Origin of the sequence: Streptomyces sp. NBC_00663, assembly GCF_036226885.1 — a bacterium.
Classification (GTDB): domain Bacteria; phylum Actinomycetota; class Actinomycetes; order Streptomycetales; family Streptomycetaceae; genus Streptomyces.
This window is the reverse complement of the sequence record NZ_CP109027.1, coordinates 9,193,439-9,219,985: the sequence shown is the minus strand read 5'-3', so window position 1 is coordinate 9,219,985 and position 26,547 is coordinate 9,193,439. Positions and strand designations below refer to the sequence as shown.

The window sequence follows — 26,547 nt, the reverse complement described above, 5'->3', positions numbered from 1 at the left end:
CACGAAAGCATGGTCCTTGGCGGCGGGACGGCGGATGGGGTGGGTGAGTGGGACGTGGGGCAGCGCGGGGCGGGAGGGGGCGGAGCGCGGGGCAAGGTGCAGGGCCGGGGGTGCAGGGCGGGGCGGTCGGCCGCTCACCGGCGGGACGCTGCCGAGTGGGCCGACACCGGCCGGTACGGCGACGGGCGGGAGACGGACCGGAGGCGGGCGGGTGCCCGGCGGACCGACACCGGCCGGTACGGCGACGGGCCGGAGACGGACCGGAGGCGGGCGGGTGCCCGGCGGACCGACACCGGCCGGGACGGCGACGGGCCGGAGACGGACCGGAGGCGGGCGGGTGCCCGGCGGACCGACACCGGCCGGGACGGAGACGCACCGGACGCCAACCAGGCCGCCGCCGGTCGGGCCGGCGCCAAGCAGGCCGTCTCCGGTCGGGGCAACGCCGGTCGAAGCGACATCGATCGAGGCAACGCCGATCGAGGCGACACCGATCTAGCCGGTGCCGATCGAGGCGGTGCCGATCGAGGCAACACCGATCGAGCCCGTGCCGGTCGAGGCGACGCCGGTCGAGCCCGTGCCGGTCGAGGCGACGCCGGTCGAGCCCGTGCCGGTCGAGGCGACGCCGGTCGAGCCCGTGCTCGCGCGGTGTCGAGCACTCCCGCCGGATCAGACGTAAGACGCCCGTCCGCGGGTATCTGTGCCGCCGTCAACACCACCCTTCACGTGTGAGGAACCCGAGGATGACCGACGACGCCTACCTCGTCCTGATCACCGACGCGGCCCCGGATCTCGGCGTACCGCCCGCCGCCGCCGGTGAACCGGCCTGTATGGAGACCCCGGCCGTACGGGCGTGGCTACAGGCTCAGGGAGTTTCCGTGACGTCGCCGCATCTGCGCCTGGTGCCGCCGGAGGAGACGGCGGCCATCCCCGAGGACGCCGAGCGCATCCCCGTACCGCTCGGCGAGGAGGAGCTGATCCGGGTCCGCCATCACCTCGCGCCCGAGAACCTCGCTCGGCTGGAGGAGGAACTGCTCGCCTACCGCTCCCGGGTCGACGGCCGCGACGCGCTGCTCACCCGGGCCCTGGCGGCGGGCGTACCGGCGCATCGTGTCGCGGAGTTGACGGGAGAGGATCTGTCCGTCGTCAAGGGAATGGCCCGCTGACCGTCCACTCGGCCGGAGGGCCCGGCGCCCGCCCGTACTCACATGGCATGCTCACTACCGAGCGGTAGCTTCCAGGTGAGGCGGCCGCTCCGAACAGGTTTCCTGGTCCTCGGTGGAAGGCAGCGCAGTGGCCCGAGTGTTCACCGTCAGCAGCAGCATCGTCATCGACGTCGCGCCCGAGGTCGCCTACGAGGCGGTGAGCCGCCCCGAGGACATGGGCCGTTGGAGCCCGGAGAACCTGGGGACGACCGCGGCGCCGGCGGGCGGCCCGGCGGCCGTGGGCGGCGTCTTCACGGGACGCAACAAGCGCGGACGGTTCAGGTGGGTGACACGGTGCACCGTCACCGCGGCCGAGCCCGCCCGCCGGTTCGCCTTCCGCGTCCACGCGATCGGGCTGCGCACACCGTGGCTGCGCGGACCGATCGCCACCTGGGAGTACCGCTTCGAGCCGGTCGACGCGGGCACCCGGGTGACGGAGATCTGGACCGACGACCGGCGCCGGTGGCCGACGTTCGTGGCGAACGCCTTCGACCGGGTGGCCACTTCGGGCCGGACGTTCGCCGCCTTCCAGGCCCGCAACATCGAGACGACACTGCGCAACCTCAAGCGCGAACTGGAGTCGAAGGGCGCCTGAACGCGCCCCGCGCCCACGGAGTGCGGACCAGCGTCGCCCCCGCCCCTGACAACACCCCCCGCACGGAACATCCCGACGCTTCTTACTTACTCAGGGGTAGGCTCAGCGCGAGTGCTTGTTATACGTTCCGTCTAACAACGGGCCGGCGACACCCGTGCCCGTACGACGGAGCCGTTACGTCACTCGACACCGAGGAGTTGGGAGCATGGCAAGCAGCACGGTCCGGCCGGAAGCCGAGCAGGATGCCCAGGCCGCTGAGATCGCCGGTCGACTGCTCGACTCGGCCCAGCAGCTCTCCTACGACCCCTTGAGCGAGGTCGACTGGGAGACACCCCTGGACGAGGACTTCCACGGTACGAGCCCCGAGTGGAGCACCCTGTACGGGACCTCGTACTGGGCCGAACTCACCGAGGCGCAGCGCAAGGAACTGACCAGGCAGGAAGCCGCCTCGGTGGCCAGCACCGGCATCTGGTTCGAGATGATCCTCCAGCAGCTCATCCTGCGGGACGTGTACGCCAAGGACCCGACCGACGAAACGGTCCAGTGGGCGCTCACCGAGATCGCGGACGAGTGCCGGCACTCGATCATGTTCGCCCGCGGCGCCAAGAAGCTCCGGGCCCCGGCCTACCGGCCGCGCCGGGTGGCGGTCGAACTGGGCAGGGCCTTCAAGACCCTGGCGTTCGGCGAGGCCGCCTACGCGGCGATCCTCGTCGCCGAGGAGGTCCTGGACGTCATGCAGCGCGACTGGATGCGGGACGAGCGGGTCGTGCCGTTCGTGCGCACCATCAACAACATCCATGTGGTCGAGGAGTCCCGCCACATGAAGTTCGCGCGTGAGGAGACCCGCCGCCATCTGGCGAAGGCGGGCCGCGTGCGCCGGCGGATCCACGCGTTCGTGATCGCCGTGGCGGCGTACGTCATCGTCACGAGCATGGTGAACAAGGCCGTGTACGCCAATGCCGGACTGGACGCGAAGCGGGCGATCGCCGAGGCCCGCGCCAACGAGCACCACAAGGCGATGCTGCGTTCCAGCTGCGCCGGGCTGATGGAGTTCCTCGCCTCGGCCGGCCTGCTGACCAGGCCCGCCCTGGCCTTCTACAAGCGTGCCCACCTGATCTGACCGACCCCCGGCAGCGTTGCCGAGCAGAGCGGACACCATGACCTACGCGATCACCCAGACCTGCTGCGCCGACGCCACCTGCGTCGCCGTCTGCCCGGTCAACTGCATCCACCCCACGCCGCAGGAACGGGAGTTCGGCAGCACCGAGATGCTCCATGTCGACCCCAGGGCCTGTATCGACTGCGGCGCCTGCGCGGACGCCTGCCCGGTGGACGCGATCTTCCCCGTGGACCAACTGACCGGTCCGCAGCAGGCGTACGCCGAGATCAACGCCGCGTACTTCGACGGCACCCCGGCGCCCGTACCGGCCACGGGCAGCCCGAACTTCCATGTGTGGGACCGGCCTTCGTTCGAGCGTGCCCTGCCCGCCGACTTCCGACCGCTGCGGGTCGCGATCGTCGGCACGGGACCGGCGGGCATGTACACCGCCCAGGATCTGCTCCTGCATACCAACGCGGAGGTCACGCTCATCGACCGGCTGCCGGTGGCCGGCGGACTGGTGCGGTACGGCGTCGCTCCCGACCATCCGACGACCAAGAAGATCGGCGACACCTTCGCCCGCTTCCACGACCACCCCCGGGTGCGGATGCTGCTGGGCCTGCGGGTCGGGGAACAGGTGACCGCCGAGGAACTCTCCGCCCACCACGACGCGGTGGTGTACGCGGTCGGCGCCTCCGCCGACCGGCGCCTCGGCATCCCCGGCGAGGACCGCACCGGCAGTGTCTCCGCGACCGCCTTCGTCGCCTGGTACAACGCCCACCCCGATGTGGCGCCCGACGCGATCGATCTGTCGGCCGAGCGTGTCGTCGTGGTCGGCAACGGCAACGTCGCCCTCGACGTGGCCCGCATCCTCACCGGCGACCCCGACCGGCTCGCCGCCACCGACATCGCCGGCCACGCCCTGCGTGCCCTGCGCGACTCCGCCGTCCGCGAGGTCGTGCTTCTGGGCCGCCGGGGACCCGAGGACGCGGCCTGCACCCGGCCCGAACTCCTCGCGCTCACCCAACTCCCGGGAGTATCACTGGTCGTCGACGACCACGACCCACGCGTGGGCGCCGCGATCGACTCGGCCGCACCGGGCGAACTCGCGGCCCTGCTGCGGGAGGTGCCGCGCGAGAAGGTCGACTGGTCACGAACTCCCGGCGAGGGCAGGCGCATTGTGCTGCGCTTCCACTCCGAGCCGCGGGAGATCGTCGGGGACGAGGGCGAAGGCCCCGCCTCGTCCGTGCGCGCTGTCCGGGTCAGCGGTACCGGCGGCGAGGTCCTGCTCCCCGCCTCGACGGTCCTGCGGGCCATCGGCTACCGGGGAACTCCGGTGCCGGGGCTGCCGTTCGACGAGGCGACCGGGACCGTCCCGCACGACGGGGGCCGGGTGACCGGCCTGCCCGGCACCTACGTCGTGGGGTGGATCAAGCGCGGTTCGTCGGGCGGCATCGGCGCCAACCGCACCTGCGCCGCCGAGACGGTGGGCACGCTGATCGCCGACGCCATCGAGGGCGCGCTGCCCCGGCCGACGCCTCCGGCCAAGGCGTTCGCACGGCTGGCCCGACGTCGGGCACCGCATGTAGTGGACGCCCGCGGCATGGCGGCCATCGACCGGGCGGAACGCACCCTCGGTGACGGCGACGGCAGGCCCCGTACCAAACTCGCGACCGTCGGCGAACTCATCACCGCGTCCCGCCGCCGCGCGACGCGCTGACCTCGGTACGGGAGTTCGTGGCGGGCCCGGTTCGCTCCACCCACCACGAACTCCCGGCCCGGCGTACCGCCCGGCGCCCGACGCCCGGCCGTATGGTGCCCCGGTTCCCCTTGGGGGATCATCGCTCCGACGACTCCGCCGTCCACCCTCCGACACCCCAACAGGCATCATGTGGCGGACAGGACAGCAGGAGGAGCAGCGTGACCGACACCAGCGACACCCGACCCGCAGACGGTTCAGCGCAGGCGGCTCGACCGAGCCCACTGCTCCGCCTGATGCGCTACCTCCCCCTGATCGCCCCCGTTCTGCTGTGGGCCGTGCCCTGCTGGGTGCTGCTGTACGGCGGTCAGGACTGGCCGCTGCCCGTCACCCTCGCCGGCACCACCCTGTTCGCCGTCGGTCTGGTCGTCATGCCGCTCGCGATGGTGCGCGGCCACGGCCGGCGCCAGCAGGACCGGGCGGCGATCACAGGTGACTCCCTGCTGGGCGGCAGCTGGGTCCTGTTCACCTGGTCCGTGCTGCTCGGCGTCCTGCTCCGGCCGGCCCTGGCGGTGGCCGGCGTCGGGGACGGACAGGACCGGGCCCGCATCGTGACGTGGGCCGTCCTCGGCGTGACCGCCGTACTGCTCGCCTGGGGGTCCTACGAGGCCCGTCGCGTACCCCGCGTACGCCAACTGGACGTGACGCTCCCGCGCCTGGGGGCCGGGCTCGACGGCACCCGGGTCGCCCTCATCACCGACACGCACTACGGGCCCCTCGACCGCGCCCGCTGGTCGGCCCGGGTCTGCGAGGTGGTCAACACCCTGGAGGCCGACCTGGTCTGCCACACCGGCGACATCGCGGACGGCACGGCAGAACGCCGCCGCGCCCAGGCCGCCCCGCTCGGCACCGTGAAGGCCGAACGGGCCCGGGTCTACGTCACCGGCAACCACGAGTACTACAGCGAGGCCCAGGGCTGGGTCGACCTGATGGACGAGCTGGGCTGGGAACCGCTGCGCAACCGCCACCTGCTGCTCGAACGCGGCGGAGACACCCTCGTGGTCGCGGGCGTGGACGACGTCACCGCGGAATCCTCCGGCCTGGCCGGCCACCGCGCCCACCTCGCCGGTGCCCTGGACGGCGCCGACCCCGATCTCCCCGTTCTGCTCCTGGCCCATCAGCCCAAGTTCATCGACCGGGCCGCCGCAGCGGGCATCGACCTCCAGCTCTCCGGCCACACCCACGGCGGCCAGATCTGGCCCTTCCACCATCTGGTCCGGATCGACCAGCCCGCCCTCGCCGGCCTCACCCACCACGGTGCCCGCACCCTCCTCTACACCAGCCGCGGCACCGGTTTCTGGGGCCCGCCCTTCCGCGTCTTCGCCCCCAGCGAGATCACCCTGCTCGTGCTCCGCTCGCCGCAGCAGCCCCCCGCTCCTCACTAGGCAAGGCCACCGGCCGACGAGGCACTGGCGGCCGGGCCCTGTCCTCCTGGATTCTGGCCGCACGTGCCGGGCAGTGGGCTCCTCCCACCGGGGTGTCCACACGACGACGGAGGCAGCAGTCGATGGATCGGGCCGACGACGTACGCAAGATTCGCAGGGATCACCCCACCCCCGTCTGCCCGATCGACCGCGGGGAGGACGGCACTTGGCGGATACGCGGCTATGAGGCGGCGCGCGCCGTTCTGCGCAGCACCGAGACCGTGCAGGCGGGCCTCGGGATCGAGACGGTGGAGAAACTGCCGGCCCGGATCCGGCGGCCCGTGCTGTACCGCGACGGGCCCCAGCACCGTGAACACCGCCGGCAGACCGCCCGCTACTTCACACCGCGCCGCGTGGCAGAGCATTACCGGGACCTGGCCGAACGCATCGCACGCCGGCACCTCGACACCCTGCGGAGCGAGGGCGAGGCGTGGCTGGAGGACCTCACCTTCGGCGTCTCGATCGACGTGGCGTGCGAGGTGATCGGCCTGACGTACAGCAGGCCCGGCATCCAGCGCCGCCTGGAGCGTTTCTTCCCCGAGAAGTTCGGCAGGCCCGGGCTGACCAGTTGGCACGGGATCTACTGGCTGTTCCGGCAGAACAGCCAGTGGCTGCGGATCTACCTCGCCGACGTCCGCCCGGCCGTCCGGGCCCACCGTGAACAGCCCGCGGACAACCTGATCTCACACCTGATCGCCGAGGGGTGTTCCCGTGCCGAGATCCTCGGTGAATGCCTCACCTACGCCGCGGCCGGCATGGTCACCACGCGCGAGTTCATCAGCGTCGCCGCATGGCATCTGTTCACCGACGAGGCGCTGCGCGAGCGCTATCTGGCCGGGAGCGAGAGCGAACGCCTGGCGGTGGTGCACGAACTCCTGCGCCTGGAGCCCGCGGTCGCCCGACTGAAGCGGCGGACCACCGGCGCTGTGGAGGTACCGGGCGCGGACGGGCCGGTCACCGTGCCCGGCGACGCGCTCGTCGAGATCTTCGTGGACGAGACGAACACCGACCCGGAGGCCATGGGCGACGATCCCACGGCGGCCTGCCCCGGCAGACCGGCGACAACCGGCCGTTACGCGGCGGCCCTGTCCTTCGGCGACGGACCGCACCGCTGCCCCGGCGGCGACATCGCGCTGATGGAGGCCAACGTCTTCCTCGGTCAGCTTTTCGCCCTTGACGGCATCCGCATGCTCACGCCGCCCCGCGTCGCGTTCCAGGACGAGATAGGCGGCTATGTGCTCCGCGGACTGCGCGTGGCCGTCGGCCCTCGGTGATCCCCCGCGGGGGCTGCGCTCGGAAAGCGATCGGAATCAGCCAGCCGGCCCCCGTCCCAAGGGCGTAGGACCAACCGCTCCCGATGACCATCCACTACCCGGGTGGGAACAGCGGGACCCGGGTGATGGGCGCGTTCGCGCGGCGTGCGGTACGGCGTTCCGGATCCGGCCGACCACATCGCGGACCGAGGGCACGGCGGCGGACGGGATCACGGCACCCCGCAGACTCTTGAACCCTGTCCAGGCATGCGAACCTGCCCCCTCGCACCAACCGCCCCACCGGGTAACCCGACTGTCTTGTCATGCACTGGTTCAATACAGCTCCCTCTTGTTGTGTGGAATACGCCGCTTCACCACCCAAGCGGCTGATCACCGCAGAAAAAGGGGGAACTGGCATGATCCACAAGAGAAGTGACGCTCGATTAGGCGCGCCGCCAGGAAACAGAAAACGTCGGCGCAGAGGCATGGCCGTGACCGCGCTCGGTGCCTTCGCGCTCGCGCTGCCGCAGTCCCTGCCCGCGCCGGCACATGCCGCGCAGCAGCCCGGCATCAGCTGCGACATCCCGCAGGACTGGTCGAGCTGCGTCCACATCACCACCAAGCTCGACCGCGCGCCCGCCGTGGGCGAGAACGCCCGGCTGACCATCGAGGTCGCCTCCCGCATCGACGTGTCCGACGCGCGGGTCCGGGCCGACCTGCCCGACGCCCTGGACTGGCAGACCGCCCCCGCCGGCTGGAAGACGCGGGAACTGGCTCCGCTGCTGCCCGAGGACGGCAACGGAATCCGACGCGCCTCGCGGACCGTCGACCTCCACAAGGGCCGGACCCTGCGCTACACAGCGACCGTACGCGCCGTCAGCGCGGCCTCCACCTCCGTGCGCGCCCAGGTCGACGGCCCCTCGGACCAGCCCCTGGACCTCGACGAGCACATGCAGTTGCTGTCCGTCGGCGCGAGCCGCGCCGACTCCTACCTGGGCCTCCACCAGCGCCGCAACTCGACGGCCCTCACCCCGCTCCGCGGCGACGTACCGCTCGTCCCGGCCGAGCCGAAGGTGAAGTACCGGCCGGTCTCGACCGAGGGCCTGCCCGAACCGCACAGCGACGACCCGCCGAGCGCCGACCCGTCCCTCCAGGCCCTCTCCTGCGCGACCGGCACGGTCGGCTACCAGGACCAGGCCGGTGTCGCGCACCCTTCGCGCAACATCCAGGTGCAGGCGTGGGACGACGACGCCATCGGCGACGACCTGCTCGACGTGGCGCTCACCGACGGCAACGGCGGCTTCCGGCTGTGCTTCGAGAACGGCAACGACCCGGGCGGACAGGACGTGTACATCCGCGTCCTCGCCGAGAACGGCCTGGCGCGCGTGGTCGACGAATGGTTCCTGGGCCGGGACCTCTACACCTTCCAGTCCGGGCAGCGGGACGACATCGCGGACGGCCGCACCGTGGACTTCGGCCGGCTCGCCCCCGGCGACCAGGCACTCAACCGCGTCCTGCACGCCTTCGCGCTCGCCGACGACGCCCAGGCCTGGACACCCGGAGAGTGCTGGGACGCGCGCGACACCGGTGACTGCCGTCGCATGGAGATCGTGTACCCGGACGACGACGACAACGACAACAGCCGATACACACGCGACGACGACACCGTGCGGCTGGAGCCGGCCACGCCCGACGACCGCACGGACACCGTGCACGAGTACGGACACGCCGTCATGGACGACGTGTACGACGACGACTTCTGGCCCAACACCGCGAATTGCAGTCCGCACGCCATGAACACGGCCAGCTCCGTCGGCTGCGCCTGGTCCGAGGGGTTCGCGAACTTCTACCCGATGGCCATCTACAACGAGCCGCTGTACCGCGGCTGGAACGTGGAGAACACCGCCGACTACGCCCCGGGCGACGCCACCGAGGGCCGGGTGACCGGCTCCCTGTGGGACCTGATCGACCCGCCGGGCGAACGCTATTGGGACGACTACCAGGAGAACGCGGCGGGCGCGATCTGGGACACCCTGCTCGACCGGCGCTCGGGTACGTTCCGCGAGTTCTGGACCCACCGCGGCCAGGAGGGCCACGATGTCGGTCCGGGGCCGCTCGGCGCACTGTTCCAGAACGGACTCGACTACGGATTCCGCAACCCGCTCGCCGACGGCGCGGCACTGACCCGCCCCACCCCCGAGCAACAGCACAACTACCGCTACGACACCTCGACCGCGTACTGGTCGGTCACGGCGATCCGGCCGCCCACGAACGTCGACTACGACCTCTACATGTACGACGACTTCGCCCAGCAGCAACTCCTCGGGCTGAGCCTCGGCACAGGGGACACGATCGACTTCGTCGCGGTGGACTCGGCGGTCCACGGCATGGGCGACTACTATCCGGCCGTCCGGCGGCCCGGACTGGAGACCGGCGGCGGTGAGTACCGCATCGAACTGTCCAACCCCACCCGGCTGTTGGTCAGCCCCGCCACCCAGGCGATGAACGGCGCCGACGACATCGTCTCGGTCTGGGACTACTGCCCGGGTACGCCGGGCAACGACGTCACCGTCACGGCGACGCCCTCCGATCCGTCCCAGGACGCCGAGCTGTTCCTGATGGACTCCGATCCGGCGACCCCCGCCAGCGGTGTGGTCGGACGCGCCGGAGCCGCGGCGTCGTCCACGGCCGGCGGTCCGGGGCAGCCCGAATCGTTCACCTTCACCCCCCAGGGCAACTGCTACGGCGTCGTCCTGGTCAACCGTGCCGGTTCCGGCACCTACACCCTCAGCGTGTCCTGACACCCGGTCAGGACAGGCGCCCGCCGGGACCGGACGGCCTCCGGTCCCGGCGGGAACCTTCCCCCACCCCCACCCGTCGGAGCCATATGCGCGCCCCCACCGTGACCGCTGCCGCGACCGCCGTACTCCTCGCCGCGGCAGCCGTGGCATGCGGCGCGGACTCGGCGGCTCCGCAGGCGGCACCGCCGGTGGTCTCCGCGGCCCCGGACGTACTGGTGCTGCGCACCCAGGAATCGCGCAGCGGTCCAGCCCCCTGGGAACGGGGACGGCTGCCCGACTTCTCGCTCTACGGAGGGGGCCGCGTCGTCGTCCCGGGTGAGCCGGCGGGAGCGCTCCAGACAGCCCGTGAGTTCCGGCTCACCGACCGGGAGTACGGGCGCCGCCTCGCGGACGCCGCGGCGGCGGGCTTCGACCGGAACCGTACCTACGAGGACTCCAGCGGCACCGACGCCTCGCAGCTACGGGTGGCTCTGCGCACGTCGAAGGGCCTGCGGACCACACGGATCACCGCCCCGGAGGCCGGCGGCGACGGCTCCCGCGCGAAGGCCCTGTCATACGTCGAGCACCTGCCGCAACCTCCCCGAGGAGCACGCGAGTTCCGGCCCACGGCGCTTGCGGTGCTCGCCACGAGCGGAGTGAGCGCGGGATCGACCCCGGCTGTCACCTGGCCCCTGCGTCCGCTGGCCGAAGGAACCCTGACCCCGCAGGGCAGGTGCACGATCTTGACCGGCGACGCCCTGTCCCAGGCCCTGCGCCTGGCCCGCACCGCCCGGCAGGACACACGCTGGACGAGCGGCGACACCCTCTACGCGGTGTCCTTCCGCCCCCTGCTCCCCGATGAACACGCCTGCCAGGACCTGTCCGCCCCCTTCAACTCGCCGCCTCAGAACTCCTGAAGGCCGCCAGAGATCGCCTCTTCGAGAGCGGCGTCGGCAGGAGCTGACCACGACGGCGAGGTCGCCCTGGCACAGCGACCAGCATGCGGATCCTGGTGCAGCGGTCGTCCTCACCGCACCACACGCGCTCCGCGGACGTCACATTCCCTGCAACGCGCGCTCCAGTGTCGTCCGGCCCGCAGGTCCCCAGTGCGGCTTGCCGCCGGGAAGGCCCCTGTCTCCGTTCTGCCCCATGAGTATCAGGAAGAGGCTCTTCATCGCGGCCAGGCCGCGGGCCCGCCGGATCGCCGCGTCGTCCGCGTGCGCATAGGTGTCGAAGAACCGTGTCGCCGTGCCCGCGGGGAGCAGCACCCAAGCGGCGGCGAGGTCCCATGCCGGGTCGCCGGCGAACATGTCGCCGAAGTCGACGATGCCGGAGAGTGTGCCGTCGGAGACGACGACGTTCGCGGGGTGGAGGTCGCCGTGCACCCACACCGGCGGGCCTTCCCACTCGGGGGCGGCGACGGCGTCGTCCCAGACGGCCCGGACCTCGGCAGCGATGTCGTCGACGGCGACCGACTGGAGGAAGTTCTCGAAGCCGTCGATGCAGTGCTTGGGATGGGCGCCGCGGTCTCTGGCGACGGGCGCCTCGGCGGGCGCCGGCACATGGAGCGCCCGGAGGAAGCCGGCGAGTGTGTCGGCGGCATGGGTGTCGCGGGTGATCGAGCCGTGGTCCAGGGGCTCGCCGGGAACCCATGTCATCACGGTCCAGTGCTTGGGGAAGCGCTCGGACGGTTCGCCGAACCGCACCGGCGTCGGCACCGGGAGCGGCAGGCGCGGGGCCAGCACGGGGAGCCACTGGCGCTCCTTGAGCTGGAGTTCCGGGGTGGGGTCCATACGTTGCATGCGTACGGCCAACTCGTCCCCGAGGCGCCACATTTGATTGCCCCAGCCGCCCGCCACCTCACGGATGGTCAGCCCCGCGAGGTCAGGATGTTGCTCCTTCAGCAGGTCACGTACCAGGTCCGCGGTGATCTCGGTGTCGGTGACGGTGTTGGTGTCAGTCATGCGACGTCACAGTACCCAAGCCCGCCGACGTGGACGCGGGTCCGCAGGCCCTGCGGACGGCGGGAATGAGGTCGGCGAGCCTTTCGAGTTGGTCGCGCTGGGCATGCATACCCAGACAGCCGAGGCGTACGACGATGTGCCGGGCGCCGGCGGCGACGTACGCTTCCAGACGCTCGAGCACTTGGTTTTCGGAGCCGCTGACGACGGCCTGGATCTTCTCCAGTTCCGGCAGTGGCATTCCGTAGGTGGCCCGTGCGTAGTCGTCCAGTGCCCGGCGGCCGGAGTCGATGTCGTCGTCGATCCGTACCGAGACGAACAGCGCGGGGGTGATGGCCTCGGTCGTCCGTCCGGCGTCAGCCGCTGCCTTGTGGATGGCGTGGAGGCCGGACGCGTAGTCGGCGGGGTCGGGCGGGTAGGGCAGCCATCCGTCGTACAGTCGGCCGGCGCGGGCCAGCGCCGCCGGTGTCGCGCCGCCGAGCCAAACAGGTGGGCCGCCGGCTCGGAACGGCCTGGTCGTGGGCGGGATGTCAGTGAACCGGAGGATCTCGCCCTGGAAGGCGCCGGCGCCGTCCCACAGGGCCCGCCACAGCGCGACCGTCTCGTCCAGGCGGGCGAAGCGCCTTTCCCAGGGCAACTCGGACAGTGTGTAGAGGGGCCGCCCGAATCTGCCCGGGAAACCGGCGCCGACGGTCACGGTGAGCCTGCCGCCCGACAGCAGGTCGATCGACGCGAGGGACTGCGCGGCCTGGATCGGCCGGCGCAGAAACGGCATCAGGGCAGCGGTGCCCAGTGTCACGGTGTCGGTCACCGGGGCGAGTGCGGCCAGCATCGTGAGCGCCTCGATGCGCGGGCTGACGAGGGAATCGTTGACGAACAGCGAGGTGAAGCCCGCGCGTTCGGCATGCCGGCCGAAGGCGATCAGCTCGCCGGCGTCGTCGTAGGCGCCCCACTGGGCGGTTCCGGTCGGAAGCAGTACACCGATGTCCATGCCGGCAAGGTTCCCGACCGGTACGCGTGCCGACAATTCCCTGCGAGGAATGGCCTGATCCCCTCCGGCACGGTTACAACATGCTGGTGGACTTCCCCAGCGCGCTTCGTGAACGTCGTACCCGCCGTCATGTCAGCCAGCTCGACCTGGCCCTGCGCGCGGGCACCACCCAACGCCATCTCAGCTTCATCGAATCCGGCAGGTCCGTTCCGGGCCGGAACATGGTGGTGCGCCTGGCCGAGTCGCTGGAGCTGCCGCTGCGCGAGCGCAACGAGCTGCTGCTGGCCGCCGGGTACGCGCCCGCCTACCCGGAGAGCTCACTGGACGATCCGGTGCTGGCCCCCGTGCGCACGGCGATCGACCACATCCTCCGAGGGCATCTGCCGTACCCGGCACTGGTCCTGGACCGCGGCGGACGTCTGATCGCCGCGAACACCGCGTTCGACCTGATCACCGAAGGCGCGGCCCCCGAACTCGTGGGCCCGGGCAGAAACATGTACCGCCTCGCGCTCCACCCCGACGGCCTGGCCCCCCGTATCCTCAACCTCGCCGAGTGGGCGCGCCACATCCTGGTGCGCCTCGGCCACCTGGAGGAGTTGCACGCCGAGCTCACCGGGTACGTTCCCGAACCGGAACCGGCCGCGGGGCCACTCGGTTTCGCGGTGCCGCTCCATCTGCGGTCCTCCTACGGCGAGTTGCGCCTGATGACGACGGTGACCACCTTCGCCACCGCCGTCGACGTGACCCTCGCCGAACTCAAACTGGAGGCGTTCCTGCCGGCCGACGCGGCGACGACGGAGGCTCTCGCGGCAGCGGCAGCGGAATGGCCCGCCGATTCATGAGGAGCTCGGCGGAGTCCCGCCCAGCGGGACCGCGACGAGCTGGAGCGTGGCTTTCATGGCCGACTCCCGTGGTTACGCGATGGCCCGTTCGGCCCCGCCTGCTCAGTGCCCCAACAGGCCCCGTTCGACCAGCAATGGCAGGACCTGTTCCCTGACCGCAGGAGCCAGGTCGACGCCGTCCCCGGCGCCGGAGATCCAGCGCAGGTCCGCCAGTTCGGCGGCGGGCCGGGGCACCCCGCTGATGCCGGCCTCGTAGACCGTCATTCTCATCGGCACCGCTTCGAGAGCCGCGATGGCCTCGACCTCGGCCAACAGGCGTGGCTGGACGGGCCGGACGCCGAGTTCCTCGTCCAGCTCGCGGCACAGGGCCTCCAACGGCTGCTCGCCCGGGTCGGGTTTACCGCCGGGCAGGTAGAAGATCTCCGGGGCTTGCTGCTTGCTCACGACCAGGAGCCGCCCGGCCCGCACGACGGCGGCCGCCACGACGACCAGCGGCTCTCCCCCACCGGCCGCGTCCGGGACAGGCGCTGCGGCATGTTGCGTCATGGACTCCATCCTCTCCCAGATGACGCGCTGGACGTCAGCCTCCCCGGACACGGTTACCGGGTCACCGCCGGCTACATACTCCGCCATCGGGTCTTCGTCGCTCTCGCGTGGGGACAGTCGTCCCCTCACCGCCGAGGGCCGAGGGCCGAGGGCCGAGAGCCGAGGGCCGAAGGTCGACTGGAAGCGGCCGGAGTTGCGGTTCACCACCGCCTGACAGCGCGCACCAGTACACGGCATGCGGGGTGCGCCCGGCCCAAGTCCGCATTCCGGCTGGAGCACCGCCGGTTGCTCCCCCTCGCCCCGATCCGGCGCCGTTCGCCGACGCAGCGCTCAGCGGACAGCGGGTTGTGCCGCGAGCCTCGTCAGCGCGACAGCGAGATGAGCGCGCAGGCGATTGAGCATGGTTGCCGAGATGAGCCGGTGCGGGGCGGTAGTGGCGCCGTCTCCTTCTACCGCCGCCAGGGCTGGAGTCAGGCCACCCGCCCGGGCCCTGAGGGCACGCGGGATCGTCGTGTTCCTCAGCCGCCGCCACCCGGCCTGCGGCCTCGCCCCCTTCCCCTTTGAGGAACCCTGCCCCTCGGAAACATCGCGTTCACGTCAACGGGAAGCCGCGGTAACAACCGCTTTCTAGCGTGACCGGCCGTGGGTCGAAGTCGTATACAGAGCCGCTGCAACGACTCCTGACGCCCCGTCCTGACCGCCCCCGACTGTCAATGACGCCACGCGGGGTCCCCCCACCGCAGCACCGCACCCGCAGCACCGCACCCGCACCCAGCCCCACCGGGAGACGTGGCATGAGTACCACCGATTCGCGACAGACGACGCCTGAGCCGACGAGGACCGCCGCCGACCAGGCGGTCAAGGAGACGCTGGAGGACTACACCCTCCGTTTCGCGCCCCGCAGTTACCGCCGCTGGACCCCGATGGTCGTGGCCACCACGGCACTGGGCGGCATCGCCTACATGGCCGACTTCTCCATCGGCGCCGGCATCGGCCTCGCCCACGGAACCGGCAACGCACTGGTAGCAATCGCGGTCGCCGCGGTCGTCATCTTCGTCACCGGTTTTCCGCTCGCGTACTACGGCGCCCGCTACAACATCGACCTCGACCTGATCACCCGCGGCTCCGGCTTCGGCTACTACGGATCGGTCCTCACCAGCGTCATCTTCGCGAGCTTCACCTTCATCTTCTTCGCCCTCGAAGGCTCGATCATGGCGCAGGGGCTGAAACTGGGCCTCGGACTGCCGCTCTGGCTGGGCTACTTGGTGTCCACGTTCATGGTGATCCCCCTGGTGATCTACGGCATGAAGGCGCTCAGCAAGCTCCAGGTGTGGACGACGCCGGTCTGGCTGCTGCTGATGGTCGGCCCGTTGGTCTACCTCGTCGCCACCGACCCCGGTACCGTCGACCGCTTCCTCGCCTATGCCGGCACCGACGGCGACGGCGGCGTCAACACCGCCTCCGTACTGCTCGGCGCGGGCGTCTGCCTCTCGCTCATCGCGCAGATCGGCGAGCAGATCGACTACCTGCGGTTCATGCCGCCCAAGACCGAGGCCAACAAGCGGAGTTGGTGGACGGCCGTGATCATGGCCGGCCCCGGCTGGGTGGTGCTCGGTGCGCTGAAGCAGGCCATCGGTGTCTTCCTCGCCGTGTACATCCTCTCCGAGGTCGGCCCGGCCGCCGCGACCGAGCCGATCCAGCAGTTCCGCAGCGCCTTCGACGCGATGATGCCGTCCTGGATGGTGCTGCCGCTGGCCGTGGCCCTCGTCGTCATCAGCCAGATCAAGATCAATGTGACCAACGCGTACTCCGGCTCGCTGGCCTGGACGAACTCCTTCACCCGCGTCACGAAGCGCTACCCCGGCCGCATGGTCTTCGTCCTCGTGAACCTCGGCTTCGCGCTCGCGTTGATGGAGGCCGACATGTTCAGCTTCCTCAACAGCATCCTGGGCTTCTACTCCAACTGCGCGATCGCCTGGGTGGTGACCGTGGCGACGGACATCGGCATCAACAAGTACCTGCTGAAGATCTCGCCGCTCCAGCCGGAGTTCCGGCGCGGCATGCTCCACGCCGTCAACCCGGTCGGCGTCGTCTCCTTCGTCGCCGCCTCCGGGCTGTCCATCGCCCTGTACTTCCACGCCCTCGGCGACACCCTCCAGCCCTACTCTCCCGTCGCCGCGGCCGTCATCGCCTTCGTGCTCACGCCGCTCATGGCGGTCGCCACCAAGGGCAGGTACTACCTGCGCCGCGCCGACGACGGCATCGCCGAGCCGCTGCTCGACGCGGAGGGCAACCCGAGTGCGACGACGTACGACTGCCACGTCTGCCACCAGCCGTACGAGCGCCCCGACCTGACCGCCTGCCTCACCCACGACGCGGTCGTCTGCTCGCTGTGCCTGAGCACGGACGACGTCGGCGACCACGTGCTGCCGGCCACGCCGTGACCGGGTCCATGGCGTGCGAGCCGATGCTCACCGGGGCTGTCGGCAGGTTTCCCGCTCACCACCGAGCCCTACGACGGCGCACCGCGGTCCCTGACCTATCTTGGCGCCCATGCAGTCATACACAATCGGCCAGGCGGCCCGTCTTCTCGGCGTGAGTCCGGACACCGCACGCAGATGGGCGGACGCCGGCCGGGTACCCACCCACCGCGACGAGGGCGGCAAGCGGCTCATCGACGGCGCCGACCTGGCCGCGTTCTCCGTGGAGCTGGCCAAGGGCGGTACCGGCGAGGAGGAGGTCTCCACCACCTCGGTCCGCAACGCGTTCCCCGGCATCGTCACCGCGATCAAACTCGGTGATGTGGCGGCTCAGGTGGAGATCCAGGCCGGTCCGCACCGGCTGGTCTCCCTGCTCACCCGGGAGGCGGTGGAGGAACTCGGCCTGGAGGTCGGCATGGAGGCCACCGCCCGCGTGAAGTCGACGAACGTACATATCGACCGCGTCTGACCAGGGCGGGCCCGGCGGTGGCCGCCACAGGTTCGTCGCACGGCTCGGCAGTTGGTGACGCGTCCGCCCGCTACCCGAGTCTGCTTCTTCACCCGGCTCCTCTCACCGTCGTCCGCTCCACGCGGTGTATCCGCCGTCCACGTGTACCGCCTCGATGCCGCTGATGTAGCGGGCGCCGCAGCGGTCCTGGGGCAGGACCAGTTGGGGACCGGCGCGGTCGAGCGGGGTGGCGCCGCGTACGGCGATCAGGAAGCGGAGGCGGTCCTTGCGGCGGGCGGGGTCGAAGACCGGGCCGGCGTCGGTGAGGACGTCGTACAGAAGTGGGCCGGTGAAGGTGTGGTGCTGGATGCCGCTGGTGGCGCACTCCAAAGCGGCCTCCGTCCGGTGCTGCGGCCAGGCCGGCAGATCGGGCACCGTCAATCGGGACGGCCGGGTCAGATCACCGGCGAGAACGAGCTCCGCCGCCGGTCCGGCGGTCGTACGGGCAGCTGCGAGGGGCTGACTCACGGGCTACCACCTCCCGTCCGACCGTACCCGGGGACCGACCCCGTACAAACGCACATGCGATGCATTCAGATGGATGACCCGGCTCATGCGATGTGACAAGAGACTTTCACCTGGCACCTGCGGCATTATCATCAGCGCAGGCAAGGTCGAGAGACCGTGGCCGGTCCGTCAGGGGTCGGTGCGATTGTGTCCGTGAGGACCAGAGGGAGTTGGACCCGTGATGACCCGTTCCGTGCGCCGGACCCGTCGGATGATGCAGGTGACCGGCGTCGGCGCCGCCGCCCTGCTGGCCCTGAGCGCCTGCTCCTCCTCCGACGACGACGCCTCCGCGGGGTCGGACGCCTCCGCGTCGGCCTCCTCGTCGAAGCTGTCCGGCGAGGTGACCGTGTTCGCCGCGGCCTCGCTGAAGGAGAGCTTCGAGACGCTGGGCAGGCAGTTCGAGAAGGCCCACCCCGGCACCAAGGTCACCTTCAGCTTCGGCGGCAGTGACGCGCTGGCGGCGAGCATCACCGGGGGCGCCCCGGCGGACGTGTTCGCCTCCGCCAGCCCCAAGACGATGAAGATCGTGACGGACGCGGGCGACAACGCCACCGATCCGGCCACCTTCGTCCGCAACCAGCTGGAGATCGCCACCCTGCCGCGCAACCCCGACAAGGTCGGCTCCCTGAAGGACCTGACCGACTCGGACCTCAAGGTCGTGCTGTGCGACAAGACGGTGCCGTGCGGTGCCGCCGCGGAGAAGGCCCTGACGGCGAGCAAGCTGAAGCTCACCCCGGTCTCCTACGAGGAGGACGTGAAGTCCGCCCTCAACAAGGTTGTCCTCAAGGAAGCAGACGCCGCGGTCGTCTACAAGACCGATGTGAAGGCCGCGGGTGACAAGGTGGAGGGCGTGGAGTTCCCCGAGTCCGCCGACGCCATCAACGACTACCCGATCACCCTCCTCAAGGAGTCGAAGAACACCGGCACCGCGAAGGCGTTCATCGCACTGGTGCAGTCCGCCGAGGGCCAGAAGGTGCTGACCGCGGCAGGGTTCCTCCAGCCGTGACGTTCCCCTCCCCGGACAAGGCCGACGCCGCGGACAGCCTCACCGGTGGTCCGCCGCGCCGCCGCGTCCGCGTGGGCCGACGCGGGGGTGGCGCTCCGCTGCCCTTGCTCGTGCCTGCGCTGATCGGTCTGGCGTTCCTCGTCCTGCCGCTCGTCGCCCTGCTGATCCGGGCCCCCTGGAGCAGCATGCCCGACCTGCTGACCAGCACCGAGGTGTGGCAGGCGCTCCAGCTGTCCCTGGTCTGCGCGACGGCGGCGACCGCGGTGAGCCTGGTGATCGGGGTGCCGCTGGCCTGGCTGCTGGCCCGGGTGGAGTTCCCGGGTCGTGGTCTCGTACGGGCTCTCGTCACCCTTCCGCTCGTCCTGCCGCCGGTCGTCGGTGGTGTGGCGCTGCTGATGGCGCTGGGCCGCAACGGGGTGGTCGGGAAGTGGCTGGACTCCTGGTTCGGTCTGACGCTCCCCTTCACCACCACCGGCGTCGTGATCGCGGAGGCGTTCGTCGCGATGCCGTTCCTCGTGATCAGCGTCGAGGGCACCCTGCGGGCGGCCGACCCGCGCTACGAGGAGGCCGCGACGACACTCGGCGCCTCCCGTTTCACCGCGTTCCGCCGGGTCACGCTGCCGCTCATCGCGCCCGGAGTCGCGGCGGGCGCCGTCCTGGCCTGGGCGCGGGCGCTCGGCGAGTTCGGGGCGACGATCACGTTCGCCGGCAACTTCCCCGGCCGTACCCAGACCATGCCGCTCGCCGTGTACCTCGCCCTCCAGAACGACCCGGAGGCGGCCATCGCCCTCAGCCTGGTGCTGCTCGCCGTGTCGATCGCGGTCCTCGCGGGCCTGCGCGACCGATGGATGACCGCCTCATGACCGACACCGAGAAGAAGACGATCCGCTACGACGCCGAGGCGCCGTCAGGTGACGGCCTCGACGCCCGTCTCGTGGTCGAACGCGGCTCTTTCCGCCTCGACGTGGCCCTCACGGCGAAGCCCGGCGACGTCGTCGCCCTCCTCGGCCCCAACGGCGCCGGCAAGACCACCGCCCTGCGCGCCCTCGCCGGTCTCGTCCCGCTCACCGACGGCCATCTGCGGCTCGACGGCACGGAGTTGGACCGTACGCCGCCCGAGTCCCGCCCGGTCGGAGTCGTCTTCCAGGACTACCTTCTCTTCCCGCACCTCACCGCGCTCGACAACGTGGCCTTCGGACCTCGCTGCCACGGCGCCACCAAGGCGGAGGCCCGCGCCCAGGCCGCCGTATGGCTGGACCGCATGGGCCTGACGGCGCACGCGTCCGCGAAACCTCGGCGGCTCTCGGGAGGCCAGGCGCAGCGTGTCGCGCTCGCCCGCGCCCTGGCCACCCGTCCGCGCCTGCTCCTGCTCGACGAGCCGCTCGCCGCTCTCGACGCCCGCACCCGGCTCGACGTCCGGGCCCAACTCCGCCGCCATCTGGCCGACTTCGAGGCGGTCGCCGTACTCGTCACACACGATCCGCTGGACGCGATGGTGCTGGCGGATCATCTCGTCGTGGTCGAGGAGGGCCGGGTCGTCCAGCAGGGCACGCCCGCCGACATCGCCCGTCACCCGCGGACCGACTACATCGCCCACCTGGTCGGCCTCAACCTCTACCGGGGACAGGCCGAGGGGCACACCGTGCATGTCGACGGCGGCTCCACGGTCACGACCACGGAGCACCTCACCGGCCCGGTCTTCGTCGCCTTCCCGCCCAGCGCGGTCACCCTGTACCGCGACCGGCCGACCGGGTCCAGCGCCCGCAACTTCTGGCGCTGCGAGGTGGCAGGTCTGGAGACCCACGGTGACCAGATCCGCGTCGCCCTCGGCGGCGAACTGCCGTTGGCCGCCGACCTCACCACCGTCGCCGCGGCCGAACTCGACCTCCACGCGGGAGCCACGGTCTGGGCGACGGTGAAGGCGGCACAGACCCACGCCTACCCGGCGTAGTGAGGCCTGGGTGGCCAGAGGATTCTCAACTGGCTCCGAGAAACCCCGGATCGGTGCCGTCGAACTGACGGCACGCGTCGCGGTTCAGGCTCAGGAGTTCGGCCATGGGCACGGCTCGGCGGCTGGTCGCCAGTAGGTCCTTGCGCGCCTCGGCCGACCACAACGGCGGGTAGAGCGACAGTCCCTGACGGCCATTCAGCACCGAGGCCTCGTCGCGCCAGCCGTCCCACCGCAGGCCCGCATAGAACTCCTGGAGCCCTCCGGAGAGGATCCAGGACAGCCATGCCGAGTGGCCGGCGCCCAGAGCCTCCCAGTGAAGGGCGTCCGGGGCGAAGTAGAGGATCTCGCCCGGCTCGCCGGGTCGGCCTCCCTCACGGGGGTTGCCCCCGTTGAGCGTGAAGACCCCGCCCAGCACATCGTGCGCGATCACGAGTCCCACGCCCGGCTGCCATGCGGGATCGAAGGTCGTGGGCATCGCATTGATCTCGGCCAAGCCGGGCAGGGCGGCCAGGCCGGGCAGGCCGTCGCCGCCGCCGGCTCCACTCGGGCTCCCGAAGATCCGCAACCATCCGCCGTCCACGAGCAGACCACCGCAGTTCAGCACCAGGCCGCCCAGATTCGACCGGGCGGAGATCTGGAGTTGCAGCAGCGAGGCGCGGCCCAACTCGGCGTCGCCGGGCAACACCTCTACCGGTACGTCGGTGCCGGACAGCTCCTCAAGGAGGTGCGGCCAGGCCGGATCGTCGACGTCCATCAGCTCGTTGATCTCGCGCATCCCCGCATCGTCGCACCCGCACCCAGTGGCTCACTCCGCAGGGTCACCGGGTGACCGGGGGACCGAGTCGTCGGCGTCTCGATCCGGCGATCGAGGTGACCTCCTACTCGTACCGGTACTTCAGCGAGTCCGCCTCCGTCTGTTCGATGTCGGCGATCGTCAGCTCCGGCATCCGCAGCTGGGCCAGCGTCACCTCGGCCGAGGTCGGCTGGGCGTCCGCCGGCAGCCACTGCTCCGGCTTCCAAGCCCCGCTGCGCAACAGGGACTTGGGGCAGTGCGGGTAGACCTCCTCGATCCCCACCACCAGCGCGGTGGCAGGCGGCTTGCCCACGGCGGTCAGCTGCGAGAGCAGTTCCGGGCGGGTGGAGACGCAGGCCCGGCCGTTCACTCTGAGCGTCGTCGTACGTCCCGGGATGACGAACAGCAGCCCGGCCCGCCCGGTGTTGATGACGTTCTGGAGGGTGTCCAGACGCTTGTTGCCGGTCGCGTCCGGTATCGCCACCGTCCGGGAGTCCAGGACGGCGACGAAGCCGGCGGGGCCACCGCGCGGGGAGACGTCACAGTTGCCCTCGGCGTCCACGCTGGCGACCAGGACCAGCGATGAGCAGCCGATCAACCGCCTGGTCTGATCGGTGAGTTCGGTCATCTGCTTGCGCACGGCCGCAGCGTTGGGAAGCTCGTAGACCTGGCGCAGCGCCTCCTGGTCGGCCACGGCGTCGAGGCGGAGGAGGTCAAAGGCACTGCCGGCAAGGGATGTCGTCATACCTCGACACTAATCGGTGTGGTTCACGAGCCCTGCGGGACTGCTGCCCGGGTTCTGGCGGCAGCCGCGTCTGTCGGCATCGGAGTCGCACCGGTTGGCCCTTTCCGCAGGGTGAGCGCCGGTATGGAAGAGGCGACCATGGGGGATCTGCACCTGTGGCTCCCGATCGTCCGTCGCTACGCCTGTTCGACATCGATGAGCCGTGGGCACATGTCCGCACCGTCGTAGTCGGCGGGTTCGCGGGAGTTCTTCGGAGTCAGCCACAGGTGCGGTCCTGCGTGGCGTTCTCACCGAGGTCCTTCAGTTCGACCAGGCGGCTGCGGTAGCGCGTGGTGCCGCGGTTGGTGAGCATGTGGATCTCACCCGGTTCGCGGTAGACGACCCCGCCGGTCTCCTCGTGGACCAGCCGGGGTGCGCCGCCGGCCAGGGCGTCGATGCGGTTGTCGGCGGCTTCGAGGGCGATGACGAGGTACGGGTTGAGATGCTGGTGCCAGGGCTGGTGGGCGCCGGGCTCCAGGGTGATCTCCCAGACCCGTACATGCTCGTTCTCGAAGACGATCTCCTGGCCGACGGGGGCCAGTTGGACCTCGGTGCCGTCGGGGGCGAAGGCGGCGGTCATCGTGGCCTGCTCCTCACTGATCGTCAGATCCGGGTACCGTGCAGGTACATCCTGCCCTCGCAACGCCCGTCCCCGTCCAGGCATCCCCGACCTGTCCTGACGATCCGGGAACTCCCGCTCCTGTGCTTCGCGTCAGTGTGCGAACTTCTTGACGGCCGCCGGGGTCACGGGCGTGAAGAAGTTGACGAGGTTGCCGTCGGGATCGCGGAACAGCAGCGAACGGTTGCCCCAGGGCATCGTGGTGGGCCCGGCGACGAAGTCGGTGACGAAGCCGGTCAGGTTCTCGTGGACGCGGTCCACGTCCTCGACGCGGAACTCGGTGATCACGCTGTGGTTGTCCGCCGGGCGGGCGGAGCCGGGGGCGAACAGCGGGACGGTGCGGGTGCCGGCGATCGCGAGGGTCGCGCCCGCGGTCCTGAGTTCGGCGAAGTCCTCGGTGGCCCACGTCGCCCGCACCCCCGTGGCTCGCTCGTAGAAGTCGACGAGGCGTGCGACGTCGCCGGTGATGATGCGGATCGACACGAAGTCCATGTCCATGGGAGATCTCCTTGGCTGTTCTGGAGGTGTGAGGGCGTGCACGTCGCAGGCTAGGAGAGATACAGGACAGAATCGGTCCTGTATCGGCGTTAGGCTGCGAACATGCCTCGTCCCACCGGCCGCGTGCTGACACTCCTGGAGCTGTTGCAGTCGGGCGGCATCCGAACCGTGGCCGAGCTGGCCGACCGTCTCGGGGTCGAAGGGCGCACCGTGCGGCGGTACGTGGAGCAGCTGGTCGACCTGGACGTTCCCGTGGAGTCGGTGCGCGGCCGCTACGGCGGGTACCGGCTGGCTCCCGGTTACCGGCTGCCGCCGCTCATGCTCAGTGACGACGAGGCGCTGGCCGTGCTGCTCGGCCTGGTCACCGGCCGCCGGGCAGAACTGACGACGACGGAGCGCACGGCGAACGAGACGGCGTCGGCGAAGATCCGGCGCGTGCTGCCCCAGCGCATCGCCCGCCGGCTCGACTCGCTCCTGGAGGCGCTCGCCTTCACGGAGCAGCCCGGCGAGCCGGATCACCCGGACGCCGAGCTGCTGCTCACCCTCGCCGATGCGGTACGCCATCGCAGGCCGGTCTCGATCCGCTACACCGACCGCGAGGGACGGCGCAGTGAACGCACGCTGCACGCGTACGGGATCGTCGCCCATGGGGGCCGTTGGTACGTCACGGGCAAGGACGCCCAGGTCGGCGAGGACCGGACGTTCCGGCTCGATCGCATCGCCGACGCGAGGACCCTGCCCGGCTCGTTCGAGGCGCCCGAGGGTCCCGCTCCGACAGAGCGCGTGCTGTCAGGCTTCGCCACCGCCGAGTACCGGCACGAGGTGACCGTGCGGATCCACGGGACGGTCGAGCAGATCCGCGCCCGCCTTCCCGCAAGCGTCGCGAGCCTGGAAGCGTACGAGACGGAGCCGGAGCACGAGCCCGGCCAGGACCCGGAGGCCGAGCGCTGGTTGCGGGTCGAGCTGCGGGCCGAGCGACTCGACTGGCTGCCCCCGGTACTCGCCGCACTCGACCGGCCCTTCGTCATCGAGCGCCCCGCCGAACTGCGCGACCTCGTCATCGCGCTCGCCGACCGCCTGACGTCGAACGCCCGCCGAGCCTGACCGCGAGAGCGGCGGACGTCCCGGCCTCAGCCACGTGCCAGGCGCCGGGTGGTCAGGGCGGAGTGCCGTCGCGGGCGGCCCTCGGTGGTGCTCAGCGGCCGGCCCAGCAGGGTCTCCGCGCGGTGGAGGCGGTCGTGGTGTCGGAACGCGCGTACGACCATGCGCGAAACGCCGGCCCGGTTTCCGAAGCCGCCGTTCCGCGGGACTTCCCCACCAAGTGGCGGGCCAGAACCGGAACACGCGACGGTCCCGACCCGCCCCAGGAACTCCAGCCCTCACCCGCCCGGCAAGGGTCGGACGGTAAGGATCTGCTCCGCCCGGCCGACCGAGCCGTCGAGGTCATGCAGGACGCTGCTGGTCAGGCCCTGCCCGGACGGACCGAACGTGACCGTGGTGTCCAGACCGGTCCAGGCGCCGCGCTGCTGCCGGTGCAGGTGGACGGTCAGGTCGACGTTGGGGAACATCCAGGCGGCCGTACGACCCGGACGAGGCGGGGCGATGGGGGGACATCGAGGGACGCGATATAGCCGCCGGGCCAGACCTCCGCCATGGGCCATGAGGCGAGTGACTCGGGCGGGGTGAGCCGCTCCTCGGGGCCGCCCGCCACCGCGCCGGTGTCGAGCGCGGCGAGATACCAGGCGCGGGCCCGCACCACCGGCCGCCCGGAGATCCGTACGACCGCTTCGAGTAGCCGCCCAACGAGGCGCTCCATCACGACACCGACAGGTCGGTGGTCGTCCTGGAGTGCGCCGTGCACGGGCACGCCGGACACTCCTACGGCAAACCCTTCGTGTCCGTGTTCACGATCAAGGACGGCGGTCGCCGTTTTCCGGGCCCTCGGATGGCCGCCGGCGGCGCTCCCGCTCAGTGGGCGCCGGGGAGGCCTTCCAGCGTCGTTGCGACGACCGTGCGGTCCGTGACGTCGAGGAGGGCCTGGCCGAGCGGGGAGAGCGGCTCGCGGGCGGGCAGGACCAGGCCCATCTGCTCGGTGCGTACCGGGTCGACGAGCGGGACGGCGTGCATGCCGGGCGGGACGCCGAAGACATGCAGCCAGGCGTGCGGGACGACGCTCGCCCACTGACCGGCCCTGACCTGCGCGAACAGGGAGGCGATCGAGTCGGTCTCCACTCGCGGGGTCACCGAGACGCCCACCGACTCGAAGGCCGCATCGATGACCTGACGCCCCTGCATTCCGGGGTGCAACAGACAGAGCGGGTAGTGCGCCGCCTCCTCCCATGCGATCTCCGCGGGCCCCGACTCGGGAGCGGAGCGCTGGATCAGCAGGACGTACCGCTCCTGGTACAGCGGGACGAATGTGAAGCCATGGTCGACGACGGTGCTGTGGTAGGTCACGGCGGCGTCGAGTTCGTAGGCCCTGAGCCGGTTGACGATGTCCTCGGACCGCAGGTCGGCGAAGACCTGCACCGTGGCGAGGGGGTTGGCGGCGCAGAACGGCTGGGTCAGCAGCGCGACCGCCGTGGCGGCGGTGGGCACGGTGCCGATGCGCAGCCGCCCGCTAAGACCGGCCCGCAGGGCCTGGAGCTCGCCCCGCATCGCGTCCCGGTCGGCGAGGATGCGCCGCGCCCACATGACGACCCGTTCGCCTTCCGGGGTGAACCCCTCGAAACGGCGGCCCCGTTGGACCAGGGGGACGCCGAGTTCGTCCTCCAGTTTCCGGATGCCCTCGGACAGGGTCGGCTGGGAGACGTAGCAGGCCTGGGCCGCCCTCGCGAAGTGGCGGGCGCGGGCGAGGGCGACGAGGTATTCGAGTTGGCGCAGCAGCACCCTCCAATGATCCACGTTCCCGCCCCCGGCGCCGGTCTCCTCGGCGGCGGCGGTGATCGG

At 71.0% G+C, this 26,547-nt stretch carries 26 protein-coding genes; 16 read left to right on the top strand and 10 right to left on the bottom strand.

The annotated features are described in order from the left end of the window. Nucleotides 1-499 precede the first annotated feature (499 nt). From OG866_RS41930 to OG866_RS41890, 9 genes are all read left to right on the top strand, one after another. The gene (locus OG866_RS41930) at nucleotides 500-676 is read left to right on the top strand and encodes a hypothetical protein (RefSeq protein ID WP_329343006.1); all 177 of its coding nucleotides are present in this window, start codon (nucleotides 500-502) and stop codon (nucleotides 674-676) included. Between the two features lie 64 nt (nucleotides 677-740). Continuing rightward, nucleotides 741-1,163: a DUF6003 family protein gene (locus OG866_RS41925; protein ID WP_329343004.1), complete on the top strand. Its 423-nt coding sequence runs from the start codon at nucleotides 741-743 to the stop codon at nucleotides 1,161-1,163. 127 nt (nucleotides 1,164-1,290) lie between these two features. Next, the gene (locus OG866_RS41920) at nucleotides 1,291-1,797 is read left to right on the top strand and encodes an SRPBCC family protein (RefSeq protein WP_329343003.1); all 507 of its coding nucleotides are present in this window, start codon (nucleotides 1,291-1,293) and stop codon (nucleotides 1,795-1,797) included. 205 nt (nucleotides 1,798-2,002) lie between these two features. After that, a complete protein-coding gene (locus OG866_RS41915; RefSeq protein WP_329343002.1) occupies nucleotides 2,003-2,917 on the top strand; it encodes an AurF N-oxygenase family protein in 915 nt (304 codons plus the stop codon). Nucleotides 2,918-2,954: 37 nt separating this feature from the next. Further along, the gene (locus OG866_RS41910) at nucleotides 2,955-4,616 is read left to right on the top strand and encodes an FAD-dependent oxidoreductase (RefSeq protein ID WP_329343000.1); all 1,662 of its coding nucleotides are present in this window, start codon (nucleotides 2,955-2,957) and stop codon (nucleotides 4,614-4,616) included. A gap of 200 nt (nucleotides 4,617-4,816) precedes the next feature. Beyond that, nucleotides 4,817-6,040: a metallophosphoesterase gene (locus OG866_RS41905; protein WP_329342999.1), complete on the top strand. Its 1,224-nt coding sequence runs from the start codon at nucleotides 4,817-4,819 to the stop codon at nucleotides 6,038-6,040. A 122-nt stretch (nucleotides 6,041-6,162) separates the two neighbouring features. Continuing rightward, nucleotides 6,163-7,353 (top strand): cytochrome P450, encoded by a 1,191-nt coding sequence (locus OG866_RS41900; RefSeq protein ID WP_329342998.1) that lies wholly within the window; start codon nucleotides 6,163-6,165, stop codon nucleotides 7,351-7,353. Nucleotides 7,354-7,823: 470 nt separating this feature from the next. Beyond that, entirely contained in the window at nucleotides 7,824-10,133 is a 2,310-nt protein-coding gene (locus OG866_RS41895; protein WP_329342996.1) for a hypothetical protein, read from the top strand. An 86-nt stretch (nucleotides 10,134-10,219) separates the two neighbouring features. Continuing rightward, on the top strand, nucleotides 10,220-11,029 hold the full coding sequence (locus tag OG866_RS41890) for a hypothetical protein (RefSeq protein ID WP_329342994.1): 810 nt from the start codon (nucleotides 10,220-10,222) through the stop codon (nucleotides 11,027-11,029). A gap of 138 nt (nucleotides 11,030-11,167) precedes the next feature. Here OG866_RS41890 and OG866_RS41885 read toward each other — a convergent pair whose 3' ends face one another. Beyond that, nucleotides 11,168-12,076, bottom strand: coding sequence for an aminoglycoside phosphotransferase family protein (locus tag OG866_RS41885; RefSeq protein ID WP_329342993.1), 909 nt, complete (start codon nucleotides 12,074-12,076; stop codon nucleotides 11,168-11,170). Next, nucleotides 12,069-13,064: an LLM class flavin-dependent oxidoreductase gene (locus tag OG866_RS41880; protein ID WP_329342992.1), complete on the bottom strand. Its 996-nt coding sequence runs from the start codon at nucleotides 13,062-13,064 to the stop codon at nucleotides 12,069-12,071. The genes OG866_RS41885 and OG866_RS41880 overlap by 8 nt, the downstream gene beginning before the upstream one ends. A gap of 86 nt (nucleotides 13,065-13,150) precedes the next feature. Between OG866_RS41880 and OG866_RS41875 the strand changes: the two genes are divergently transcribed. Next, nucleotides 13,151-13,906: a helix-turn-helix domain-containing protein gene (locus tag OG866_RS41875; RefSeq protein WP_329344541.1), complete on the top strand. Its 756-nt coding sequence runs from the start codon at nucleotides 13,151-13,153 to the stop codon at nucleotides 13,904-13,906. Between the two features lie 102 nt (nucleotides 13,907-14,008). On the opposite strand, the gene OG866_RS41870 is transcribed toward OG866_RS41875, so the two are convergent. After that, complete coding sequence (locus OG866_RS41870) at nucleotides 14,009-14,452, bottom strand: NUDIX hydrolase (RefSeq protein WP_329342990.1); 444 nt, start codon at nucleotides 14,450-14,452, stop codon at nucleotides 14,009-14,011. 794 nt (nucleotides 14,453-15,246) lie between these two features. On the opposite strand from OG866_RS41870, the gene OG866_RS41865 reads away from it, so the two are divergent. Further along, nucleotides 15,247-16,896 carry an allantoin permease gene (locus OG866_RS41865; RefSeq protein ID WP_329342988.1) on the top strand — a complete coding sequence of 550 codons (1,650 nt, stop codon included), beginning with the start codon at nucleotides 15,247-15,249 and terminating at the stop codon, nucleotides 16,894-16,896. Nucleotides 16,897-17,005: 109 nt separating this feature from the next. Beyond that, nucleotides 17,006-17,401, top strand: coding sequence for a TOBE domain-containing protein (locus tag OG866_RS41860; RefSeq protein WP_329342986.1), 396 nt, complete (start codon nucleotides 17,006-17,008; stop codon nucleotides 17,399-17,401). Nucleotides 17,402-17,503: 102 nt separating this feature from the next. Here OG866_RS41860 and OG866_RS41855 read toward each other — a convergent pair whose 3' ends face one another. Next, nucleotides 17,504-17,908: a hypothetical protein gene (locus tag OG866_RS41855; RefSeq protein ID WP_329342984.1), complete on the bottom strand. Its 405-nt coding sequence runs from the start codon at nucleotides 17,906-17,908 to the stop codon at nucleotides 17,504-17,506. 220 nt (nucleotides 17,909-18,128) lie between these two features. Between OG866_RS41855 and modA the strand changes: the two genes are divergently transcribed. From modA to OG866_RS41840, 3 genes are read left to right on the top strand one after another with little or no spacing between them, the layout of a single operon-like run. Further along, the gene (modA, locus tag OG866_RS41850; RefSeq protein ID WP_329342983.1) at nucleotides 18,129-18,953 is read left to right on the top strand and encodes a molybdate ABC transporter substrate-binding protein; all 825 of its coding nucleotides are present in this window, start codon (nucleotides 18,129-18,131) and stop codon (nucleotides 18,951-18,953) included. Continuing rightward, complete coding sequence (modB, locus tag OG866_RS41845; protein ID WP_329342981.1) at nucleotides 18,950-19,816, top strand: molybdate ABC transporter permease subunit; 867 nt, start codon at nucleotides 18,950-18,952, stop codon at nucleotides 19,814-19,816. The genes modA and modB overlap by 4 nt, the downstream gene beginning before the upstream one ends. Next, entirely contained in the window at nucleotides 19,813-20,904 is a 1,092-nt protein-coding gene (locus tag OG866_RS41840) for an ABC transporter ATP-binding protein (protein ID WP_329342979.1), read from the top strand. Before modB ends, OG866_RS41840 begins: the two co-directional genes overlap by 4 nt. Before the next feature lie 25 nt (nucleotides 20,905-20,929). Here the strand turns inward: OG866_RS41840 and OG866_RS41835 are convergent, their stop codons facing one another. The 4 genes from OG866_RS41835 to OG866_RS41820 form a co-directional block, all read right to left on the bottom strand. Further along, a complete protein-coding gene (locus tag OG866_RS41835) occupies nucleotides 20,930-21,679 on the bottom strand; it encodes a DUF2625 family protein (RefSeq protein ID WP_329342977.1) in 750 nt (249 codons plus the stop codon). A 103-nt stretch (nucleotides 21,680-21,782) separates the two neighbouring features. Next, entirely contained in the window at nucleotides 21,783-22,442 is a 660-nt protein-coding gene (locus OG866_RS41830) for an MSMEG_1061 family FMN-dependent PPOX-type flavoprotein (RefSeq protein ID WP_329342976.1), read from the bottom strand. Nucleotides 22,443-22,698: 256 nt separating this feature from the next. Beyond that, nucleotides 22,699-23,061 (bottom strand): hypothetical protein, encoded by a 363-nt coding sequence (locus OG866_RS41825; RefSeq protein WP_329342974.1) that lies wholly within the window; start codon nucleotides 23,059-23,061, stop codon nucleotides 22,699-22,701. Between the two features lie 132 nt (nucleotides 23,062-23,193). Continuing rightward, on the bottom strand, nucleotides 23,194-23,592 hold the full coding sequence (locus tag OG866_RS41820) for a VOC family protein (RefSeq protein ID WP_329344540.1): 399 nt from the start codon (nucleotides 23,590-23,592) through the stop codon (nucleotides 23,194-23,196). A gap of 108 nt (nucleotides 23,593-23,700) precedes the next feature. Here OG866_RS41820 and OG866_RS41815 point away from each other — a divergent pair, with 108 nt between their 5' ends. Continuing rightward, the gene (locus OG866_RS41815; RefSeq protein WP_329342973.1) at nucleotides 23,701-24,702 is read left to right on the top strand and encodes a helix-turn-helix transcriptional regulator; all 1,002 of its coding nucleotides are present in this window, start codon (nucleotides 23,701-23,703) and stop codon (nucleotides 24,700-24,702) included. A 275-nt stretch (nucleotides 24,703-24,977) separates the two neighbouring features. Here the strand turns inward: OG866_RS41815 and OG866_RS41810 are convergent, their stop codons facing one another. Next, complete coding sequence (locus tag OG866_RS41810; protein ID WP_329344539.1) at nucleotides 24,978-25,340, bottom strand: hypothetical protein; 363 nt, start codon at nucleotides 25,338-25,340, stop codon at nucleotides 24,978-24,980. Nucleotides 25,341-25,566: 226 nt separating this feature from the next. Further along, entirely contained in the window at nucleotides 25,567-26,487 is a 921-nt protein-coding gene (locus OG866_RS41805; protein WP_329344538.1) for a LysR family transcriptional regulator, read from the bottom strand. Nucleotides 26,488-26,547: the final 60 nt, after the last annotated feature.

What these genes read in the sequence shown, in the direction of transcription:
- OG866_RS41925 (WP_329343004.1), top strand. Translation starts at nt 741, where the DNA reads ATGACCGACGACGCCTACCTCGTCCTGATCACCGACGCGGCCCCGGAT.
- OG866_RS41915 (WP_329343002.1), top strand. Translation starts at nt 2,003, where the DNA reads ATGGCAAGCAGCACGGTCCGGCCGGAAGCCGAGCAGGATGCCCAGGCC.
- OG866_RS41910 (WP_329343000.1), top strand. Translation starts at nt 2,955, where the DNA reads ATGACCTACGCGATCACCCAGACCTGCTGCGCCGACGCCACCTGCGTC.
- OG866_RS41900 (WP_329342998.1), top strand. Translation starts at nt 6,163, where the DNA reads ATGGATCGGGCCGACGACGTACGCAAGATTCGCAGGGATCACCCCACC.
- OG866_RS41890 (WP_329342994.1), top strand. Translation starts at nt 10,220, where the DNA reads ATGCGCGCCCCCACCGTGACCGCTGCCGCGACCGCCGTACTCCTCGCC.
- OG866_RS41885 (WP_329342993.1), bottom strand. Translation starts at nt 12,076, where the DNA reads ATGACTGACACCAACACCGTCACCGACACCGAGATCACCGCGGACCTG.
- OG866_RS41880 (WP_329342992.1), bottom strand. Translation starts at nt 13,064, where the DNA reads ATGGACATCGGTGTACTGCTTCCGACCGGAACCGCCCAGTGGGGCGCC.
- OG866_RS41870 (WP_329342990.1), bottom strand. Translation starts at nt 14,452, where the DNA reads ATGACGCAACATGCCGCAGCGCCTGTCCCGGACGCGGCCGGTGGGGGA.
- OG866_RS41865 (WP_329342988.1), top strand. Translation starts at nt 15,247, where the DNA reads ATGAGTACCACCGATTCGCGACAGACGACGCCTGAGCCGACGAGGACC.
- OG866_RS41860 (WP_329342986.1), top strand. Translation starts at nt 17,006, where the DNA reads ATGCAGTCATACACAATCGGCCAGGCGGCCCGTCTTCTCGGCGTGAGT.
- modA (WP_329342983.1), top strand. Translation starts at nt 18,129, where the DNA reads ATGACCCGTTCCGTGCGCCGGACCCGTCGGATGATGCAGGTGACCGGC.
- OG866_RS41840 (WP_329342979.1), top strand. Translation starts at nt 19,813, where the DNA reads ATGACCGACACCGAGAAGAAGACGATCCGCTACGACGCCGAGGCGCCG.
- OG866_RS41835 (WP_329342977.1), bottom strand. Translation starts at nt 21,679, where the DNA reads ATGCGCGAGATCAACGAGCTGATGGACGTCGACGATCCGGCCTGGCCG.
- OG866_RS41830 (WP_329342976.1), bottom strand. Translation starts at nt 22,442, where the DNA reads ATGACGACATCCCTTGCCGGCAGTGCCTTTGACCTCCTCCGCCTCGAC.
- OG866_RS41825 (WP_329342974.1), bottom strand. Translation starts at nt 23,061, where the DNA reads ATGACCGCCGCCTTCGCCCCCGACGGCACCGAGGTCCAACTGGCCCCC.
- OG866_RS41820 (WP_329344540.1), bottom strand. Translation starts at nt 23,592, where the DNA reads ATGGACTTCGTGTCGATCCGCATCATCACCGGCGACGTCGCACGCCTC.
- OG866_RS41815 (WP_329342973.1), top strand. Translation starts at nt 23,701, where the DNA reads ATGCCTCGTCCCACCGGCCGCGTGCTGACACTCCTGGAGCTGTTGCAG.